The sequence below is a fragment of the Paenibacillus amylolyticus genome (assembly GCF_050990605.1).
Classification (GTDB): domain Bacteria; phylum Bacillota; class Bacilli; order Paenibacillales; family Paenibacillaceae; genus Paenibacillus; species Paenibacillus amylolyticus_H.
Genome location: NZ_CP158832.1, coordinates 813,729 through 833,722 on the forward strand (window position 1 = coordinate 813,729; position 19,994 = coordinate 833,722).

A 19,994-nucleotide genomic window follows, 5' to 3' on the forward strand; every position below is an offset into this window, starting at 1 on the left:
ATGGAGGGATTGGGATGTATTGTCACATATGTGGGACCAAAAGTAGTCCTGGGGATAGTACGTGCAGAAAGTGTAACACCAAACTGAAAGATGCAAGCTCCACAGAGGAACAGATCTGGGCGGAAACAGCTGTGGGTTTGGAAAAAAGAACTGGGGAAACAGCCGAATTATTATCCCGGCAGCAACAGCCTGCACCCAGACAGGGCAACACCGGTCAAGGCCGCGTATTTAGTTGGATCGTTCCACTGCTACTGGCAGCCATGATGGGGGCGTTGCTAACGTTCTACTACAAGCAGGAGATGGGTATTAATGCGGAGGTGAAATCTCTGCATCAACAGGCGGAACAAGCTGCACTAGCGGGGAAATATAAAGAGGCTCTTCAACTGCTGGACAGCGCGCTAACGAAACGGCCGAACTATGATGCACTTATACAGGATCGGCAAATTACGGCGAAAGCGTTCAATCTGATGAATCAGTTGAATGAGGCTGCCACAAGTCTGAAAACCGGAAAACTCTCAGAAGGAGACAAATCCATTCAGGCAGTAGCGAAAGTACTGAAAGAGCGAGAAGAGCCCGTTTTCACCAAAGTGCGTGCCACATTAAGTAATAGAAAGGTTACCCTGGCTGTACTGAAGGTGAAAAAAGAAATCGATAGTTTGACGACAGTAGAGGCACTGGCTGAGAAGCTGGATACGATATCGAACTTGAAGGGCAAGGAAGCCGAAGCAGTAGAGAAGCAAATTGTTGATAAGCTGGCAGGGATTAGCTACAAGCAGGCTGAGCAGCAAGTCAAGACAAAGGATTTTACAGCGGCATTGCAAACGGTCGATCAAGGGCTGTCTTATGCGCCGGAGGATGACAAACTGACAGCGTATCGTGATCGGGTGCTAAGTGAGAAGAAGAATTTCGAGAAAGCGGAAGCCGAACGGATTCAACTTGCAGAACAACAGGCAGCAGAAGAAGATCTGAAGAATCGAACGTCGGCAGTGAGCATTGTGAATGTCGAAGCAACGTTGGATATGTATGGTGACCTGTATATTAGCGGTTCAATCATAAACAATGCGACCCGGCCGATCTCTTCCGTCACCGTCATGGTTGATATATATGGTACAGACGGCACTTATCTGGGTCAAACCTATGTGGATGTGTATCCAAGCTGGCTTGAAGTGGGTGAAGAAGGATTTTTTGAGACGTATTACTATGGTGTATACGAAGAAGCAGAAGTATCTGTTGTGAATGCAACGTGGTATCTGGAATAGGAGGACAGGTTGGAATGAGCAAACGAATATGGAGCAGCATTATATCGAGTGCAATCATTATAGGAATCGGAGCAGGAGGCGTGTTCTGGATTCACAGTTATACAGCAGATCAGTTGCAGGCTGAGCCGAGATTGGCTGTTGTTAATGCAAAGGAAACAGAAAACGCTGCATCCACCCCCTCCTCCAAGACCGTCGTGAAGAAAACACGTAAACAGATTATTGAAGAGAGTCAGAAGAAAGTGGTTACGATCGAGAGCAGCAGCGGACTAGGCTCCGGTTTTCTCTATAATGATCAGGGAGATGTTGTAACCAATGCTCATGTGGTAGAAGGATCGAAGGAAGTGACGATACGTACCCTGAATCATGAGGAATATAAAGGAACCGTAATCGGAATCGGGGAAGAAACAGATATTGCCGTCGTCCGAGTACCTGATCTGAAAAAGGTGAAACCGCTGGCTATCGCCAAATCTAAAGCCGAGACTGGAGATGAAATCCTGGCTCTGGGGAGCCCGCTGGGGTTGGAAAACACGGTAACTACAGGAATTATCAGCGGTGTTGGACGCAGTTTCGAGATTCCGCCTTACATTTACAGCAATCTGTATCAGATCTCGGCGCCAATTACCCATGGCAACAGTGGCGGACCACTAATCAACGCAGAGACGGGCGAAGTACTTGGTATTAACTCAGCCGTTGTGGAGCAGGAGGGTGGGATTGGGTTCAGTATTCCTATCACTACCGTACTGAAGCAAGTGCAAGCCTGGTCCAAGAAACCATCCAGCACAACGGCGGTTCAGACGGCTGGTGGTAATGGATCGGGATCGACCTCTGCTTCTACAAAAGCAGAAGGGGTGGTGACCGAGTTTTACAACAGTTTGAATCTAGGTGACTATGTTACAGCTTATGCTTTGCTCGGCAGTGAATGGCAGAGCGGCACAAGTTATGCCAAATTTCGTGAGGGTTACCTTAATACGAGTTATGTGACGATTGGAGAGGTCTCTTCTGTAGACAAGGGCAATGATGGAATGGAAGTGACTGCAGTGATTACAGCCGATGAACGCAGGGATGGCGAATATGTAACGACGAAGTATAAGGTTACATATCAGGTTGCTTCCGAGAATGGTCAATTGAAAATACTGCATGGTAAAGGTAAGAAAATAACATAAAATATATCATCAAAGGAGAGTGGGCTGATGTACCACTCTCCTTTTTGATTGCTTATATTCGATGCATCTGTTAAAATACAGAACGAATGTTCAGTATGCATGGGACGGAGTGAAATGGAATGAATATGAATAAAAAGCAACTTCAAACCGAGCAGACCAAGAAGAAACTTGCGGATGCTTCCAAAGCCCTTTTTGTACAAAAAGGCTATAAAGCAACGTCAATTGAAGATATTGTAGCTGCGACAGGCAGCAGTAAAGGTAATATCTATTACCATTTTAAAAGTAAGGAAGGTCTATTCCTCTATCTAATCGATGAGTGGGACCGGGAGTGGGAAGCGAGCTGGGCGGCCAAAGAACATCTCTACCGCACCTCTACGGAGAAGATTTATGGCTTGGCAGAGCAATTGGTACTGGATGATATGAATCACCCGCTAACGAAGGCGGCAGATGAGTTCTTCACTGGGGAGAAGAAAGAAAATGATATTGAGGAACGTATCTCTGTGATGTTTGAACGTCACATCCAATTTAACAAACAACTGGTGGAAGAAGGCATACTGAGCGGAGAGTTCAAAGAGGGTAACGTAGAGCATCTCGCACTGATATTGGAAAGCACCATTATTGGTCTCAGCCAGATGTCGCGGGGGATGGAGCCTGATCAGGCTCTCGCATTATACCGCCAGGCTGCCAGTGTATTCTTACATGGGATTGCAAAAGATAAAGCTTAAGCAACATTTTGACAACTACGGAGGATGGAATCATGGCATTACTAACACGGAACAGGGGCGCATTGCTGCTGTTAATGTTTAATATTTTTCTTGTTTTTACGGGTATTGGTCTTGTTGTGCCGATCATGCCTGCGTATATGGATCTCCTGCATATCACCGGATTTACGGTTGGATTGCTGGTAGCGGCATTTTCCTTCACCCAGTTTCTGTTCTCCCCGCTTGCGGGTCGATGGTCGGATACGTGGGGACGTAAAAAAATTATCGTTGGCGGTATGCTGATCTTTGCCGTATCGGAGTTTATGTTTGGTGCGGTCAATGCGCCAGCCTTGCTCTTCGCAGCCCGGATGCTTGGTGGTATTGGTGCGGCGATGATCTTCCCGGCGGTTATGGCTTACACCGCAGATATTACAACAGAGGAAGAACGCGGCAAAGGTATGGGATTGATTAATGCAGCGATTACAACCGGGTTTATCATCGGTCCGGGAATTGGTGGATACATTGCCGACTTTGGTATTCGAATTCCGTTCTACGCCGCTGGGGTTGCCGGTTTGCTGGCATCCATCATTACATTGATTATTTTGCCGGAATCCACGCGAAGCACAGGTGAGCAGAGTAAACCTGTGGCTGGTACAGAGAAGGTCAAAGCTCCGGGTATGGTATCCCAATTACTGAATTCGTACCGTGAACCGTACTTTTTCAGCTTGATTATCGTGTTTGTTATGGCATTTGGTCTGGCGAACTATGAGACGGTATTTTCACTGTTTGTGGATCACAAGTTTGGCTTCACGACCAAAGACATTGCATTTATCATTACATTTGGTTCCATCGCAGGTGCTGTTGTGCAAGTATCGCTGATCGGTTGGTTGCTCAATCGGTTTGGTGAAAAGATGGTCATTTCAGTCTGTCTGTTATTTGTGGCCGTATTTGTACTGCTGACCTTGTTTGTGCACACGTACTGGCTCATTCTTGTCGTAACGTTTATCGTCTTTCTGGGGATGGACATTTTACGTCCGGCGATCAGTACACAGATGTCCAAACTGGCAGAGGAACAACAGGGCTTTGTGGCCGGATTGAATTCAGCGTATACCAGTTTGGGGAATATTGCAGGTCCAATTGTGGCTGGAGCACTGTTCGATGTGAATATTAACTATCCTTACGTTTCGGCAGCTGCCGTTCTGGCAATCTGTTTCCTGTTATCCCTGCGGGTACTCAGAGGGACCAAAGCGGTGAAACAACCGAAGACTGAAATGTAATTGTTCGGAAAAGACGTAAGAGCATTGATTTTTGGTATAATAAGAAATGCTGGAAGTGAATTAGATGGGCTGGGTTGCATAATAAGTTACCGAGGACGGTCATTTTTAAGCATATACAGGATTATTGGAGTGATAACATGAGCAATGCAAAGGGAAAAGGCGGCACCGGCCGTGGTACGGGAAAAAAAGGCTGGAACCGTTGGCAAGCCGCTGCTAACCGGGCGAAAAGTGCCCCGAAGCCTTATAAAAGCAAAGGCACAAAGAAGAAGGACGATACCGAAACTTCAAGTGGCAAGCCCGAGTAAGTATGGCTTGACGATGCCAGAGGAGAGAGCTGCCTGACTATCGGGTGGGTCTCTTTTTGCTTGAAAAGATAAAAAAATTAAATTGACAGTAGTGTAGATCTGATAATAAAATAGTGCTTACGCAAATTAGATGGTAGTGCTACTATATAGAGAAAGGAGCATCAGCATGCCCGTTAATATGGATGAAAATCCACTTGGACTGATTCTGTCACGGACGTATCTGGCATACAAAAAAACAACAACCAGAAATCTGAGCGAACAGGATATTACGCCGGAACAATTTGCAGTTCTGAATGAATTGAGCAAGGCTGGAAGCCCTATATCACAGAAAAAGCTGGCTGAATTAACAGTTCGGGATCAGACAACGGTAGGCAAAATTATAGACAAGTTGATTCGCAAAGGTCTGGTGACAAGAGAAGAAGATCCAGAGGATCGCAGAGCGGTTTTGCTTTGTTTAACGGCGGAAGGACTGGACATGAATAACGTTCTGACACCTAAGGCAAAACAGCAAGAGCAAGAGGCACTCGCCGAATGTTCCCCTGAAGAGCTTGAAGCATTCATGAATGTAATGAATCGGATCTATGAAAAGATGAAATAAATTTTTTTTGGTCCAATATATGCATGTGCATATATATGTAGTGCAATTATTTTAATTTTAACTAATGGGAGTCGTGAAAGAATGAAAAGCTTCAAAGATTTTCTTAAAGTGCCACAGACAAAAATAGGGTTAGTTTTTGCATTGATTGTTCCACTGTTATTTGTTGTGATCTGGATGACGGGTTATCATCAAGCCACGGAGAGAGTGGATCAACTTCAAGTTGCTCTGGTGAACGAAGACGGGACACAGGGGACAGAGGTGCAGAAGCACATTGAAACGCTCGCGCCTTTTCATGTCAATGTACTGGATTCTGCCGAGGAAGCTGATCAGCAGATGAATGCAGGTAACTATGCGATGGTTATTGTTATTCCTGAAGGATTCACTGACCAGATTGAAGCAGGTACCGAGGCGAGTTTGTCCTTCTATATTAATCAGGGGAATGCTGATGTAGCCAAATCCATTGTGGAACACGCGGCGACTGGAATGACTACACAGATGGGTGAAGGGATTTTGGAGTCCAAGGTTCAAGTGAAACTTAACCAGAATGGTACTAACAATGATGAGCTGAGTGCAGCTATTGGACAAGCAATGGCAAAGATGAATGAAGGGCCTGTGAAGGCTGAGATTAATAAAACAAACAGTGTAAGTGATTTTGCTACATCAATGCTGCCGATGATTTTGGGTTTTATCACCTACATTGCTTCAATGACCATGAACATTCAGTTCAATATTACGTCGAATATGATGAAGCGTACCCATTCCAAATGGGAAATCTTCTGGGGACGGCAAATGTTGTTACTGTGTATAGCAGTGATTGTTCCTCTAATTGTGGACACAGTTGCTCTTCTGTTCACGGATGTGGCGAGCTCCTTCGGCACGTTGTATCTGTATCATGTGCTGGTGAGTCTGGCGTGTATCTGTTTTACACAAATGAGTTTTGCCCTGTTTGGCAATGCAGGCCCTCTATTTAATGTAGCGATGGTTCCACTCCAGTTGATGACAGCAGGAAATATCATTCCAGCCGAGATGCTGGCGCCATTCTACCGTTATATCGGTAACTTTCTGCCCGCTTCCAATGGGGTACAGGGATTTATGCGTTTGATCTATAGTGGAGAAGCAGTGGGGGGATACATGGTTCATCTTCTGTTGATCTCGATTATTACGTGGGGGATTACGGTGCTACGAGTTGGCATGCAAAAAGCAGGTAATGGACAAATGACGATAACGCCTCCAGCATCAGCACAGGCACAACATTAAGAGTTTCCTTCTATATATAATGTAATAACACCGAAGAAAGTGGTTCACGTATAGTGATATGCGTGCATCACTTTTTTTGTTTATCTTCTATAGTACTTCTACTTATACTCGTAGTGACTCGCAGTGCACCTCGGTAATCTTGAAAGACGTTGATATGGGGTATAAGCATAATTGAGCATATTAATGAAGTTAAAATAAAAACCATAGATGAGAGCAACGCAGTGAGGGGAGTTGATTTGTAGTAAATCAATTTTATTAAATTAAGTATTGTAATTAATATCTATGCGTGATATATTATTAGTCCGGCCAAGAAAACACAGTTGAATACTGGTGCGGCAAGCAAATCAAAAATAAGCTTCGAAAGAAACTTAAAAAAGAGCTTGCAAAGTTGGTTCGGACATGATATTATATAAGAGTTGCTGAAGAGAACAACGTTCGGTAACAAAACGAGTTTGATCTTTGAAAACTGAACAACGAGTGAGTTAACATTCTGCTTGCAGAATGAACGCAAAAGTTTGAAACAAGCCTTGGCTTGAATCGGCTGGAGCATAAATGAGATTTTTAATCTCGTCAGATTCAAAATGAGCTTATCGCTCTTTTCAATACTTTATTGGAGAGTTTGATCCTGGCTCAGGACGAACGCTGGCGGCATGCCTAATACATGCAAGTCGAGCGGAGTTGATAGGAAGCTTGCTTCCTTGATGCTTAGCGGCGGACGGGTGAGTAACACGTAGGCAACCTGCCCTCAAGTTTGGGACAACTACCGGAAACGGTAGCTAATACCGAATAGTTGTTTTCTTCGCCTGAAGGAAACTGGAAAGACGGAGCAATCTGTCACTTGGGGATGGGCCTGCGGCGCATTAGCTAGTTGGTGGGGTAACGGCTCACCAAGGCGACGATGCGTAGCCGACCTGAGAGGGTGATCGGCCACACTGGGACTGAGACACGGCCCAGACTCCTACGGGAGGCAGCAGTAGGGAATCTTCCGCAATGGGCGAAAGCCTGACGGAGCAATGCCGCGTGAGTGATGAAGGTTTTCGGATCGTAAAGCTCTGTTGCCAGGGAAGAACGCTTGGGAGAGTAACTGCTCTCAAGGTGACGGTACCTGAGAAGAAAGCCCCGGCTAACTACGTGCCAGCAGCCGCGGTAATACGTAGGGGGCAAGCGTTGTCCGGAATTATTGGGCGTAAAGCGCGCGCAGGCGGTCATTTAAGTCTGGTGTTTAATCCCGGGGCTCAACCCCGGATCGCACTGGAAACTGGGTGACTTGAGTGCAGAAGAGGAGAGTGGAATTCCACGTGTAGCGGTGAAATGCGTAGATATGTGGAGGAACACCAGTGGCGAAGGCGACTCTCTGGGCTGTAACTGACGCTGAGGCGCGAAAGCGTGGGGAGCAAACAGGATTAGATACCCTGGTAGTCCACGCCGTAAACGATGAGTGCTAGGTGTTAGGGGTTTCGATACCCTTGGTGCCGAAGTTAACACATTAAGCACTCCGCCTGGGGAGTACGGTCGCAAGACTGAAACTCAAAGGAATTGACGGGGACCCGCACAAGCAGTGGAGTATGTGGTTTAATTCGAAGCAACGCGAAGAACCTTACCAGGTCTTGACATCCCTCTGATCGGTACAGAGATGTACCTTTCCTTCGGGACAGAGGAGACAGGTGGTGCATGGTTGTCGTCAGCTCGTGTCGTGAGATGTTGGGTTAAGTCCCGCAACGAGCGCAACCCTTATATTTAGTTGCCAGCACTTCGGGTGGGCACTCTAGATAGACTGCCGGTGACAAACCGGAGGAAGGTGGGGATGACGTCAAATCATCATGCCCCTTATGACCTGGGCTACACACGTACTACAATGGCCGGTACAACGGGCTGCGAAATCGCGAGATGGAGCCAATCCCAACAAAGCCGGTCTCAGTTCGGATTGCAGGCTGCAACTCGCCTGCATGAAGTCGGAATTGCTAGTAATCGCGGATCAGCATGCCGCGGTGAATACGTTCCCGGGTCTTGTACACACCGCCCGTCACACCACGAGAGTTTATAACACCCGAAGTCGGTGGGGTAACCGCAAGGAGCCAGCCGCCGAAGGTGGGATAGATGATTGGGGTGAAGTCGTAACAAGGTAGCCGTATCGGAAGGTGCGGCTGGATCACCTCCTTTCTATGGAGAATCGTTTCCTGTAACGGAAACATTCAAATACGCAGGTTCTCAGAACCTGCGACAGCAATTCATTTCGGTCCATCACTTCGGTGTGGATGAAATGAAGAGCACAAACTACTCACTCGTTGTTCAGTTTTGAGAGCTCAAACTCTCAAACAGCTTGCTTTTGCATGGAGCTTGTTCTTTGAAAACTAGATATCGAAACGAAACAAACGCGAATTAGAACATTCCTTTTTAGCTGAACTTGTGTTAAAACAAGTTTCAATAAAAACGGTAGTTAAATTGCTGTTGCGATGGTATCGAGTGGGAGCGACTTTTGGCTTTGCGTAAGCAAAACAAGGGAAGCGAGCGATCGAAACCGGAGCAATTTGGTTAAGCTACTAAGAGCACACGGAGGATGCCTAGGCGCTAGGAGCCGATGAAGGACGTGGCGAACAACGAAACTGCCTCGGGGAGCTGTAAGCAAGCTTTGATCCGGGGGTGTCCGAATGGGGAAACCCAGCTGGGGTAATTTCCAGTTACTCACAACTGAATACATAGGTTGTGTAGAGGCATACCAGGGGAACTGAAACATCTAAGTACCCTGAGGAAGAGAAAACAATAGTGATTCCGTCAGTAGCGGCGAGCGAACGCGGAGAAGCCCAAACCAGAGAGCTTGCTCTCTGGGGTTGTGGGACGTCTCACATGGAGTTACAAAGGAACCGGTTAAGCGAAGAGGTCTGGAAAGGCCCGCCAAAGAAGGTAAAAGCCCTGTAGTTGAAAGTTGGTTCCCTCCGAGACGGATCCCGAGTAGTGCGGGGCACGTGAAACCCCGTATGAATCCGGCAGGACCATCTGCCAAGGCTAAATACTTCCTAGCGACCGATAGTGAAGCAGTACCGTGAGGGAAAGGTGAAAAGCACCCCGGAAGGGGAGTGAAATAGAACCTGAAACCGTGTGCTTACAAAAAGTCAGAGCCCGTTTTAGGGGTGATGGCGTGCCTTTTGTAGAATGAACCGGCGAGTTACGTTCCCGTGCAAGGTTAAGGTGAAGAGCCGGAGCCGCAGCGAAAGCGAGTCTGAATAGGGCGAGTTAGTACGTGGACGTAGACCCGAAACCGGGTGATCTACCCCTGTCCAGGGTGAAGGTGCGGTAACACGCACTGGAGGCCCGAACCCACGCATGTTGAAAAATGCGGGGATGAGGTGGGGGTAGCGGAGAAATTCCAATCGAACTCGGAGATAGCTGGTTCTCCCCGAAATAGCTTTAGGGCTAGCCTCGGAAAACAGAGTCGTGGAGGTAGAGCACTGATTGGGTGCGGGGCCCGCAAGGGTTACCAAGCTCAGTCAAACTCCGAATGCCATAGACTTACTTCCGGGAGTCAGACAGTGAGTGCTAAGATCCATTGTCAAAAGGGAAACAGCCCAGACCATCAGCTAAGGTCCCCAAGTGTGTGTTAAGTGGGAAAGGATGTGGAGTTGCACAGACAACCAGGATGTTGGCTTAGAAGCAGCCACCATTGAAAGAGTGCGTAATAGCTCACTGGTCGAGTGACTCTGCGCCGAAAATGTAACGGGGCTAAACACACCACCGAAGCTATGGCTTGGATCGACTTCACTGCTTCTTTGAGGCGTGTTGTCCACAAGGACATTTTTGTCTGACAAGAGATTCTATTCTTGGATGACCAAATGCTTCCCAGGGGATAAACACAGGGCTTCGAAGCTGGAGTGAAGTCGATCCAGGGGTAGGGGAGCGTTGTATAAGGGTTGAAGGTGTACCGTAAGGAGCGCTGGACATTATACAAGTGAGAATGCCGGTATGAGTAACGAAAAGATCAGTGAGAATCTGATCCGCCGAAAGCCTAAGGGTTCCTGAGGAAGGCTCGTCCGCTCAGGGTAAGTCGGGACCTAAGGCGAGGCCGAAAGGCGTAGTCGAAGGACAACAGGTCGAAATTCCTGTACCACCGTAAGCCGTTATGAGCAATGGGGGGACGCAGTAGGGTAGTGACGCGGACTGATGGATGTCCGTCTAAGCAGTGAGGCTGATGTGTAGGCAAATCCGCACATCGTAAGGCTGAGCTGTGATGGGGAGCGAAAATTGTAGTAGCGAAGGTCATGATCTCACACTGCCAAGAAAAGCCTCTAGCCAGGTGAAGGTGCCCGTACCGCAAACCGACACAGGTAGGCGAGAAGAGTATTCTAAGGCGCGCGGAAGAACTCTCGTTAAGGAACTCGGCAAAATGACCCCGTAACTTCGGGAGAAGGGGTGCCCCGGTAGTGTGAATAGCACGAGGGGGCCGCAGTGAAAAGGCCCAAGCGACTGTTTAGCAAAAACACAGGTCTGTGCGAAGCCGTAAGGCGAAGTATACGGGCTGACGCCTGCCCGGTGCTGGAAGGTTAAGGGGAGTGGTTAGGGAGCAATCCCGAAGCTGTGAACCGAAGCCCCAGTAAACGGCGGCCGTAACTATAACGGTCCTAAGGTAGCGAAATTCCTTGTCAGGTAAATTCTGACCCGCACGAATGGCGTAACGACTTGGGCGCTGTCTCAACGAGAGATCCGGTGAAATTTTAATACCTGTGAAGATGCAGGTTACCCGCGACAAGACGGAAAGACCCCATGGAGCTTTACTGCAGCTTGATATTGAATTTGGGTACGATCTGTACAGGATAGGTGGGAGCCTTTGAAGCGTGAGCGCCAGCTTGCGTGGAGGCAACGTTGGGATACCACCCTGATCGTATCTAGGTTCTAACCTGGTACCGTAATCCGGTGCGGGGACAGTGTCAGGTGGGCAGTTTGACTGGGGCGGTCGCCTCCTAAAGAGTAACGGAGGCGCCCAAAGGTTCCCTCAGAATGGTTGGAAATCATTCGAAGAGTGCAAAGGCATAAGGGAGCTTGACTGCGAGACCTACAAGTCGAGCAGGGACGAAAGTCGGGCTTAGTGATCCGGTGGTACCGCATGGAAGGGCCATCGCTCAACGGATAAAAGCTACCCTGGGGATAACAGGCTTATCTCCCCCAAGAGTCCACATCGACGGGGAGGTTTGGCACCTCGATGTCGGCTCATCGCATCCTGGGGCTGAAGTAGGTCCCAAGGGTTGGGCTGTTCGCCCATTAAAGCGGTACGCGAGCTGGGTTCAGAACGTCGTGAGACAGTTCGGTCCCTATCTGTCGTGGGCGTAGGAAATTTGAGAGGAGCTGTCCTTAGTACGAGAGGACCGGGATGGACGTACCGCTGGTGTACCAGTTGTTCCGCCAGGAGCACCGCTGGGTAGCTATGTACGGACGGGATAAACGCTGAAAGCATCTAAGCGTGAAGCCCCCCTCAAGATGAGATTTCCCAGTATGTAAGACCCCTTGAAGACGACGAGGTAGATAGGCTGGGGGTGGAAGTGCAGCAATGCATGGAGCTGACCAGTACTAATCGGTCGAGGGCTTATCCAATAGCAAGTTGTAATTCGCATGTTTCGTTTCGAATCTAGTTTTCAGAGAATGATCTCTGAAATGAAAATCGGTACATCACAGAACGTGTGTATGATTTTCAGTTCCATATCTGATTTCAAGAAGCGATGCTTCGACAAATCGCGTTTGGTGGCGATGGCGGAGGGGTTCCACACGTACCCATCCCGAACACGACCGTTAAGCCCTCTAGCGCCGATGGTACTTGGACCGCAGGGTCCTGGGAGAGTAGGACGCCGCCAAGCAATTGAAAGACACACTTGATCATATCGAGTGTGTCTTTTTTATTTTAATGTAATTCATTCGTTCTGATTTGACTTGTTATATACATAAAATACTGGCGTTCCAATCCTTGAAGCTGTGATACAATAGGTGAGGTCTATATAGAAAACGGAAACACGCATAAGTACGAGGAGGAACAGTGAACACGATGAAATCAGCCCCGTTTATTGCCGTGGAAGGTCCGATCGGAGCGGGGAAAACAACGCTGGCAACGATGCTTTCCCATGAATTGAATCTTCCGTTAGTGAAAGAAATCGTAGAAGAGAATCCATTTCTGGCTTCCTTTTATCAGGATATTGACGAGTGGAGTTTCCAATTGGAAATGTTCTTTCTGTGTAATCGTTTTAAACAATTGGAAGACACGGGTGCTCATTATGTAGAGCAGAATACCCCAGTCATTTCGGACTACCATATTTATAAAAATTTGATTTTTGCCGATCGTACCTTAAAAGGCACGAAACGTGATAAATACCGTCAAATCTATCATCTGTTAACAGATGATCTGCCAAAGCCCAATCTGGTGCTTTATATTGAAGCTGAACTCGATACGTTGATGTACCGCATTAACAAGCGTGGACGCTCATTTGAGCAGGACATGGATCCGGCATATATGGAACAATTGATTGCTGATTACAAAACAGGCATGGACTATCTGGCGAATAGCTCAAATCCGCCAGTAATCATTAAGGTCAATGCAGAGCAAATCGACTTTGTGGAACATCCTGAACACTTCAGGCAAATTGTTAATCAGGTAAAGGAGTATATCATATGAATAACTATGGCATTCCATCGAATGCATTAATTACGGTAGCAGGAACGGTTGGAGTGGGCAAATCCACGTTAACGGCTGCGCTTGCACAGCGTTTGAATTTCAAGACTTCTCTGGAGCAAGTTGATCATAATCCATATTTGGAGAAGTTCTATCATGACTTCGAGCGTTGGAGCTTCCATCTGCAGATTTATTTCCTGGCAGAGCGCTTCAAGGAACAGAAAAAGATTTTTGAACTGGGCGGAGGATTCGTACAGGATCGTTCCATCTATGAAGATACGGGCATTTTCGCACAAATGCATGCAGATCAAGGAACCATGTCTGCTACAGATTTCGAGACATACAGCAGTTTGTTTGAAGCGATGGTGATGACACCGTATTTCCCGCATCCAGACGTGCTGATCTATCTGGAAGGCAGTCTGCCTTCGATTTTAAACCGAATTACGGAACGCGGACGCGAGATGGAGATTCAGACGGATCGTTCGTACTGGGAACACATGCATGAGCGCTATTCCGTGTGGATCGATCAGTTTACGGCTTGCCCTGTGCTGCGTCTGAACATTGATGAGTATGATGTGCATGATCCGGCATCGGTGGATGCCATTTTGGCACAGATTGCAGCTGTCATTCAGCCTTCCAAGGAAGTGCAAAGATAAGATAGAGCGAGTTTTCCAATGTAGTTTTCTGGTTTACAGTGGTTATATCTACGATATAGATACGGACAACATCCCTTCTACGGCTATTATGCTGTTGGAAGGGATATTTTTTTATGTGCACCAAGGGATAGCTTATGAGATGTTTGTGGATAAAATTAAAATGATTTATTGGAGCGAATTAGGAAATGGACACTTATTATATCTTTTCTGATATATAAATATTTTTCTCACAGTAGAAAAATGTTGAATAATAGGCCTTTTTGTGGTTTTATAAGAAAGGTGAATTCTGGAAAAGAAGCATATGCATGACTCAGGAGGGAAAGACAACATGGAAGAGAAACAAGGAGTTAAAATCGGTCTGCCGATCATTGGTGGCTTAATTGCAGCCATTGTGGGAGGCATCATGTGGGCAGCTATTGCTGCAATGACTGAGTATGAGGTAGGATTAATTGCGATTTTGATTGGAGCACTCACGGGTTATGCAGTTGTGTTGTTCTCCAATAAACGAATTGCAACAGTACATAAGATTATTGCCGTACTGTTTGCGCTCGTCGGCATTTTGCTGGGGAAATATCTGACGGTGGTATATTTTACTTCCGAACTGTTTGATGATGTAGGTGTGATGGAACTCGTGTTTGATAGCGAAATGATCAGTGCGTTTGTAGAAACCTTCCAGGAGTATTTCAGCCAACCAATTGATTTGTTATTCCTTGTGCTGGCAATTGTGTCTGCATGGCAGATTCCTGGCCGGATGGCGAGAACCAGTCTAGCTACGGATGCCTCTGCATCGGATCACGCACCAAGAGCTTAATCGGATAGACGGTGGACGCTGGCAGCAAAATGAAGAACGTTTGACAGAAGAAACTTAATGCTCATCAGCCTAAGCATCTGGTGAAATGGTTACATCGAAGGACTGGGAGCAGAAGAAAAACCTAGTAACGAGCATTAACTTTAGAAGATATTTATAAAGTACTCAGAGTGAGCAGCGGTTAGGCTTGTTCACATTGCGGCTGAGTTACTTGCACACACAAAAGGGACGATACGCCTGAGGGCGTACGTCCCTTTTGTGTGTGCACTAGGTAGAAGGCGGGACATGCTCATAACTGATGTAATAACTCGGATCGTTTCAAATAAGTCACTACGTAACCCAAGGTAGATAATCGGCTTATTCACAAGGTGAATTTCAAGAAGGATATGGTCGCTATAGGAGGAAGGTTCAAATGTCCGGATGGTCATTTACACCGAATAAACCTGATGAAGTGAAAATTTTTACCTTCTACAGAATAAAGGGGTTAACTCCAAGCTCTCATTTACAGCGCATATCTTACGGCAATGAGAGTTGAATAATACTGTGTGCGTTTGAAGACAGGGTTATATTATTTGTTTTGGTCAGCAAATACAGCCATAGCATCTCGCATGAATACCGCTAATCCATCGCCAAACTGATCAATATTACGAGTGAAGCGTTCATCGTCTACGTACATCTGACCAAGTCCTCTAAAGGCTTCAGGTGAGTAGCTTCCCATTTGATTTAAGCAAGTGTACCACTCTTTGATGCCTGCCTGTGCCTCCGCAGATGCTGGTTCTGTGTGACGAAGTGAAGCCAGATGTTTGTAGATTTCGTTCATTTGATCGGATAGAGCTTTCTGATCCGTGGTTGATTTACTGTGCAGCTTCTGGTTTGCCTGATCAACGGTATGGTCTCCCCAGCGCTCCCGCGCTTCCTGTTCATGCGGATTCTGACTAAAATCAAATCCTTCGAATTGTTCTTTGGCTGTCATTTTAAGTTCTCCTCTCATGTGTAAAACCGTTTTATCAATGGTAGCAATCATTTGGTCCAAGCGTTGGCGCTTCTCCAGCAGAATAAGTCGATGCAAATTTAGTGCTTCTTCCGGATCGAAGGAGGGGTTGGTTATGATGTTTTTGATTTCCTTCAGAGAGAAGTCGAGTTCCTTGAAAAATAATATCTGCTGCAGTCGTTCCAGATTGGCATCTGAATATAATCGATAGCCGGCAGCAGTTACTTCGTCCGGGGTTAATAGTCCGATCTCATCATAGTGATGCAGTGTGCGCACACTGATCGAGGCAAGTTCGGCAACTTCTTTTACCTTCATGGCCATGAGTGAAACCTCCTTACAACACCGATTGTACAGTGTCACGTTACGTGAGAGTCAACAGCGAAAATGAAAAAAATAAGATGCGAGCATGGAGGCTGCATCTTGATCATGGATTGATGGCTAAGTTGACTATATAAATTGAACTAAAGATTATTTACACAGATACAATGATGACAGAATAACCTTCCAAACGCTGTTATCCCCGATTTTTTCGATTCCCCTTTCTCAAGGGAAAATTCGGGGATAAAGGCGAAGCGTATGCTTTCGATACAGGCAGGGAGAGCAGGGCTACGCCTGCATCCCGCGCACTGCCGCAGCGAACTGCGCAGCCGCTGCGCGCACGTCGGCCGCGCCCGCGATGGCGGAGATGACGGCTACGCCGTCGGCTCCAGCCGCCATCACGGCGGCCGTGGTATCGGGCGTAATGCCGCCGATACCCACAACCGGAACTGCGATGCCTGCGGCGCGCAGTTCCGCCACCACGGCGGGGCCCAGCACAGCGTGGGCATCCGCTTTGGAGCGCGTCGGGTACATGGGCCCGACGCCAAGGTAGTCGGCGCCCGCCTGCACCGCACGGCGCGCCTCTTCCACAGAGTGGGCGGATACGCCAAGCATCCGCCCATCTCCAATGCGGGCGCGTACCAGCGCCGCGTCCGCATCATCCTGGCCGACATGCACGCCGTCGGCCTCCACCGCTACAGCCAGCTCCACATCATCGTTCACGATGAACGGGATCCCGTGCTGGCTGCACACCTCGCGAAGCCGCATCGCAAGTGTGATGCGAGCTTCGCCGATCAGGGCGCCAGTTCCCTTCTCGCGGAACTGGAACAGCGTAATGCCGCCAGCAATAGCTTGGCGCAGCACTTCCATCGGGTCTTGCGTCGTATTGACGCTACCCATAACCAAATACACCTGCATCATGTGTTGTACTGCTTCTGCATCCCAAGCGCGCATCACTGCTCACCCCGCTGTCTGCGCTGATACGCAAAATGATTCGTTGGCCCATGTCCGGCCCCAATCCCCAGCTCATCTTCAATGGCTGCCTGAATGAATGCTCGCGCAGTCGTGACAGCAGCCAGAACAGGTGAACCCTTGGCTAACTCTGCGGTGATGGCAGCAGCGTATGTGCACCCTGTTCCGTGCGTATGGCGTGTTACCACACGAACATTCTCCAGATAATGAAAAGACTGCCCATCGTAGAGCACATCCACGATCATGCCACTTCCTTCATCATGACCACCTTTGACCAAAGCATACGTTGAGCCCATCTGTACAATCCGTCTTGCGGCTTCTTCCCGCTGACTCAGATTCGTGATAGACATCTCGGTAAGCAGTTCCGCTTCAGGAATATTGGGTGTTGTGATCAGGGCATGGGGCAACAGCTCTGTAACCAGCGCCTGTACAGCTTCTTGCTGGAGCAGAGAGGCACCGCCTTTGGCGACCATCACGGGGTCGATGACCAGATTAGACCAACGATATTGCTGCCATTTCTCAGCGACGAGCCGAATAATCTCGGCACTATATAACATGCCAGTCTTCGCCGCAGTGGGCTGAAAGTCTTCCCCGGTCGAGTCCAATTGCTGGGCAATGCCATCGTAAGGGATGGGAAAGACGCCCTGTACACCTGTTGTATTCTGGGCAGCAATAGCCGTGATAACGGTCATGCCGTATACCCCAAGTTCCTGGAACGTTTTCAGATCAGCCTGTATTCCTGCCCCGCCCCCGTTATCGGACCCTGCAATGGTTATCGCTTGAGCAATGCTCATACTGCACCTCCACGGATCTGACGGATCTGTGCGCGTTCTACCAAGAGGTCTGGTGTTACTTGTGCCAGTTGATTCAACAATTCAATCTGGAAGCTGCCCGGCCCCTGATGAGCTGTCCGCTCTGCCGCGAGTTCAGCTGCTACGCCATAAAAAGAGAGCGCTTCTACAACACTGCCTAGAAGATCGGCTCCTGATTCTGCTATGGCTGTAAAAGCACCAATCACCGAACTGAGCAGACAGCCAGCACCCGTGACCTGAGTGAGCAGGGCATGACCATTACTTGTGAGGAATGTGGATTGTCCATCCGTGATGATATCTTCTTTTCCCGTAATGACTACGACACAGCCAAGTTTATTCGCTGCCCGCTCGGCAATGCCGATCCGGTCACCTTCACCTGTTCCTGCGTCCACGCCTTTGATATTCCAGCTCTCACCAATGACATGGGCAACCTCCGCCACATTGCCGCGCAGTACCGTGAGGCGAAGCTCACGAACGAGCATCTGCACGGTTTCTGTACGATAGGCGGTTGCGCCTGCGCCGACGGGATCAAGCACCACAGGCACGTGATGCGCATTAGCCGATTGGCCTGCAAGTCGGATCGCCTGAACGACTTTGTCATCGAGTGTACCAATGTTGAGTACCACGGCTCCTGACATCTTGGCAACATCAGCGACCTCTTCATGCGCATAAGCCATAAAGGGGGACGCACCAAGTGCGAGCAGGCCATTGGCTGTAAAGGGAGCAACGACAAGGTTGGTAATGTTATGGACGAGCGGATTTTGCGTACGAACACGTTCCAAATAAGACATATAATTTCCTCCTTGTTTTGAAGTAACCTCATCGGCAAAAGTCCGATATGTGGAGTCACTCAGCAGAATAATAGGATATGAGTCTCCTTGCCTGAGTATGGCGCAGAGTGTAATGACAACAAGAGGTATGAAACCAGCGCCAACGCAGAAATGTAGAAATAAATCAATTTCATAAACCATACTCTGCTTCACGCACATTAAGGCGCGATTCAGCTCCCGGTAGGTTTGAAGATATGGGCTAATGTACATTTCGCGAATCCCAATACATCCAATCCCCACGTTCTTGCCAACTTTTCTTCCCGTTCCTTTACTTACTCTCCTTGCAGAGTAATAAAAGCATCCTTGGCTTTCACTGATTCAGGAATCAAATCCTTTTCAACGAGCCATGCACGTACATTTTCCCACGACGCCATTTCCTGCCGACCAAACGGTTGGCCTTCTTCATTCATAAGTGGCAGTAAAATAGCCAAGCTTTTGGTTTCGATCTCCGGGTCAAGCGGAGACGTTTCATTCTCATGAGCGAGCAGGATATTCAAGGCTTCTTCTGGATGCTCAGTCACATATTTCTGTCCTTCCTGGATCGCTTTGACAAACCGGGTAAGCTGTTCTTTTTTTGCTTCAATGCCAGCTTCACTTGCGGTCAGGACCAATTCATAATAATCAGGCACACCATAGTCGACGGGGTTAATCGATTTCATGGCATGGCCTTCTTTCTCCAAAATCAATTGTTCATGGTTAATAAAACCACCCATAATTGCATCCGCCTGTCGGGAAGCCAGCGAAGGAATCAGATTGAATCCAACGTCGACCAGATTCATGTTATCTGGGTTGCCACCATCGTGGCTGATCATCGTACGCACCATCGCTTCATACAGCGGGATCGAAGAATAACCGACAGTTTTTCCGTCAAGATCTTTGGGTGTACTCACGTTGCCATTTGCTTCGGTCAACAGATGAACAAGCGGATGCCGAACAACAGCAGCAATCGAACGTACAGGAATGTTCTCGCCACGCGCGAGCAAGATTTGGGGCTGGTAGCTTAGAGCCAGATCAATTTTACCGGCAGCAACAAGTTTGAGTGAATCATTGGTATCCGCAGGCATCTGAATTTCGACATCCAGACCTTGGTCTGCGAAGTACCCTTTTTCCTGAGCCACATAGATGAACGAGTGTACTGCATTCGGATACCAGTCGAGCATGATGGACAGTTTATCTTTGGCGTCTGATGCTGGTTCGGTTGCAGACTTGTCTGTTTGTTGTGCAGGGGTTGCAGAGTCTGTTGTTGGCGTGTTTTTGCTCGTATTCGTGGTGCTGCATCCACTAACGATCAGCAAAAGGCTAATGAGTATGATGGGAAGCAGGGAGTATATACCTTTGTTATTCATAAATGAAGTTCCTCATTTCATCGTTTTGTTTACATCTAATCTCTCTCTAATTTTT

The 19,994-nt window shown here is 47.9% G+C and carries 15 protein-coding genes and 3 rRNA genes; 13 read left to right on the plus strand and 5 right to left on the minus strand.

Features of this window, described 5'->3' with window-relative positions; genetic code table 11:
- Positions 1 to 14 precede the first annotated feature (14 nt).
- From ABTV53_RS03750 to ABTV53_RS03810, 13 genes are all read left to right on the plus strand, one after another.
- Positions 15 to 1,259, plus strand: coding sequence for an FxLYD domain-containing protein (locus ABTV53_RS03750; RefSeq protein ID WP_433750779.1), 1,245 nt, complete (start codon positions 15 to 17; stop codon positions 1,257 to 1,259).
- A 14-nt stretch (positions 1,260 to 1,273) separates the two neighbouring features.
- Positions 1,274 to 2,422, plus strand: coding sequence for a S1C family serine protease (locus ABTV53_RS03755; protein ID WP_433750782.1), 1,149 nt, complete (start codon positions 1,274 to 1,276; stop codon positions 2,420 to 2,422).
- A 125-nt stretch (positions 2,423 to 2,547) separates the two neighbouring features.
- Positions 2,548 to 3,147: a TetR/AcrR family transcriptional regulator gene (locus ABTV53_RS03760; RefSeq protein WP_421891558.1), complete on the plus strand. Its 600-nt coding sequence runs from the start codon at positions 2,548 to 2,550 to the stop codon at positions 3,145 to 3,147.
- A 32-nt stretch (positions 3,148 to 3,179) separates the two neighbouring features.
- Positions 3,180 to 4,400, plus strand: a complete 1,221-nt coding sequence (locus ABTV53_RS03765; protein ID WP_421891257.1) for an MFS transporter — start codon at positions 3,180 to 3,182, stop codon at positions 4,398 to 4,400.
- Positions 4,401 to 4,537: 137 nt separating this feature from the next.
- Positions 4,538 to 4,705, plus strand: a complete 168-nt coding sequence (locus ABTV53_RS03770) for a DUF3934 family protein (RefSeq protein ID WP_074093608.1) — start codon at positions 4,538 to 4,540, stop codon at positions 4,703 to 4,705.
- 166 nt (positions 4,706 to 4,871) lie between these two features.
- The gene (locus ABTV53_RS03775) at positions 4,872 to 5,303 is read left to right on the plus strand and encodes a MarR family winged helix-turn-helix transcriptional regulator (RefSeq protein WP_433750785.1); all 432 of its coding nucleotides are present in this window, start codon (positions 4,872 to 4,874) and stop codon (positions 5,301 to 5,303) included.
- 81 nt (positions 5,304 to 5,384) lie between these two features.
- On the plus strand, positions 5,385 to 6,560 hold the full coding sequence (locus tag ABTV53_RS03780) for a YhgE/Pip domain-containing protein (RefSeq protein WP_433750788.1): 1,176 nt from the start codon (positions 5,385 to 5,387) through the stop codon (positions 6,558 to 6,560).
- A gap of 607 nt (positions 6,561 to 7,167) precedes the next feature.
- Positions 7,168 to 8,720 (plus strand): 16S ribosomal RNA (locus tag ABTV53_RS03785).
- A gap of 370 nt (positions 8,721 to 9,090) precedes the next feature.
- Positions 9,091 to 12,140 (plus strand): 23S ribosomal RNA (locus ABTV53_RS03790).
- A gap of 143 nt (positions 12,141 to 12,283) precedes the next feature.
- Positions 12,284 to 12,400 (plus strand): 5S ribosomal RNA (gene rrf, locus ABTV53_RS03795).
- Together the 16S, 23S and 5S rRNA genes form the textbook arrangement of a ribosomal RNA operon.
- Positions 12,401 to 12,585: 185 nt before the next feature.
- Positions 12,586 to 13,209 carry a deoxynucleoside kinase gene (locus ABTV53_RS03800; RefSeq protein WP_421888316.1) on the plus strand — a complete coding sequence of 208 codons (624 nt, stop codon included), beginning with the start codon at positions 12,586 to 12,588 and terminating at the stop codon, positions 13,207 to 13,209.
- Positions 13,206 to 13,862: a deoxynucleoside kinase gene (locus tag ABTV53_RS03805; RefSeq protein WP_192132572.1), complete on the plus strand. Its 657-nt coding sequence runs from the start codon at positions 13,206 to 13,208 to the stop codon at positions 13,860 to 13,862. The genes ABTV53_RS03800 and ABTV53_RS03805 overlap by 4 nt, the downstream gene beginning before the upstream one ends.
- A gap of 328 nt (positions 13,863 to 14,190) precedes the next feature.
- Entirely contained in the window at positions 14,191 to 14,673 is a 483-nt protein-coding gene (locus ABTV53_RS03810) for a hypothetical protein (RefSeq protein ID WP_433750792.1), read from the plus strand.
- A gap of 565 nt (positions 14,674 to 15,238) precedes the next feature.
- Here the strand turns inward: ABTV53_RS03810 and ABTV53_RS03815 are convergent.
- From ABTV53_RS03815 to ABTV53_RS03835, 5 genes are all read right to left on the minus strand, one after another.
- The gene (locus ABTV53_RS03815) at positions 15,239 to 15,982 is read right to left on the minus strand and encodes a MerR family transcriptional regulator (RefSeq protein ID WP_421888307.1); all 744 of its coding nucleotides are present in this window, start codon (positions 15,980 to 15,982) and stop codon (positions 15,239 to 15,241) included.
- A gap of 285 nt (positions 15,983 to 16,267) precedes the next feature.
- Entirely contained in the window at positions 16,268 to 16,933 is a 666-nt protein-coding gene (gene thiE / locus ABTV53_RS03820) for a thiamine phosphate synthase (protein WP_433750794.1), read from the minus strand.
- Complete coding sequence (gene thiD, locus ABTV53_RS03825; RefSeq protein ID WP_433750797.1) at positions 16,933 to 17,745, minus strand: bifunctional hydroxymethylpyrimidine kinase/phosphomethylpyrimidine kinase; 813 nt, start codon at positions 17,743 to 17,745, stop codon at positions 16,933 to 16,935. Before thiD ends, thiE begins: the two co-directional genes overlap by 1 nt.
- Entirely contained in the window at positions 17,742 to 18,554 is an 813-nt protein-coding gene (thiM, locus tag ABTV53_RS03830) for a hydroxyethylthiazole kinase (RefSeq protein ID WP_433750799.1), read from the minus strand. The genes thiD and thiM overlap by 4 nt, the downstream gene beginning before the upstream one ends.
- Before the next feature lie 311 nt (positions 18,555 to 18,865).
- Positions 18,866 to 19,939 carry an ABC transporter substrate-binding protein gene (locus ABTV53_RS03835; RefSeq protein WP_433750802.1) on the minus strand — a complete coding sequence of 358 codons (1,074 nt, stop codon included), beginning with the start codon at positions 19,937 to 19,939 and terminating at the stop codon, positions 18,866 to 18,868.
- Positions 19,940 to 19,994: the final 55 nt, after the last annotated feature.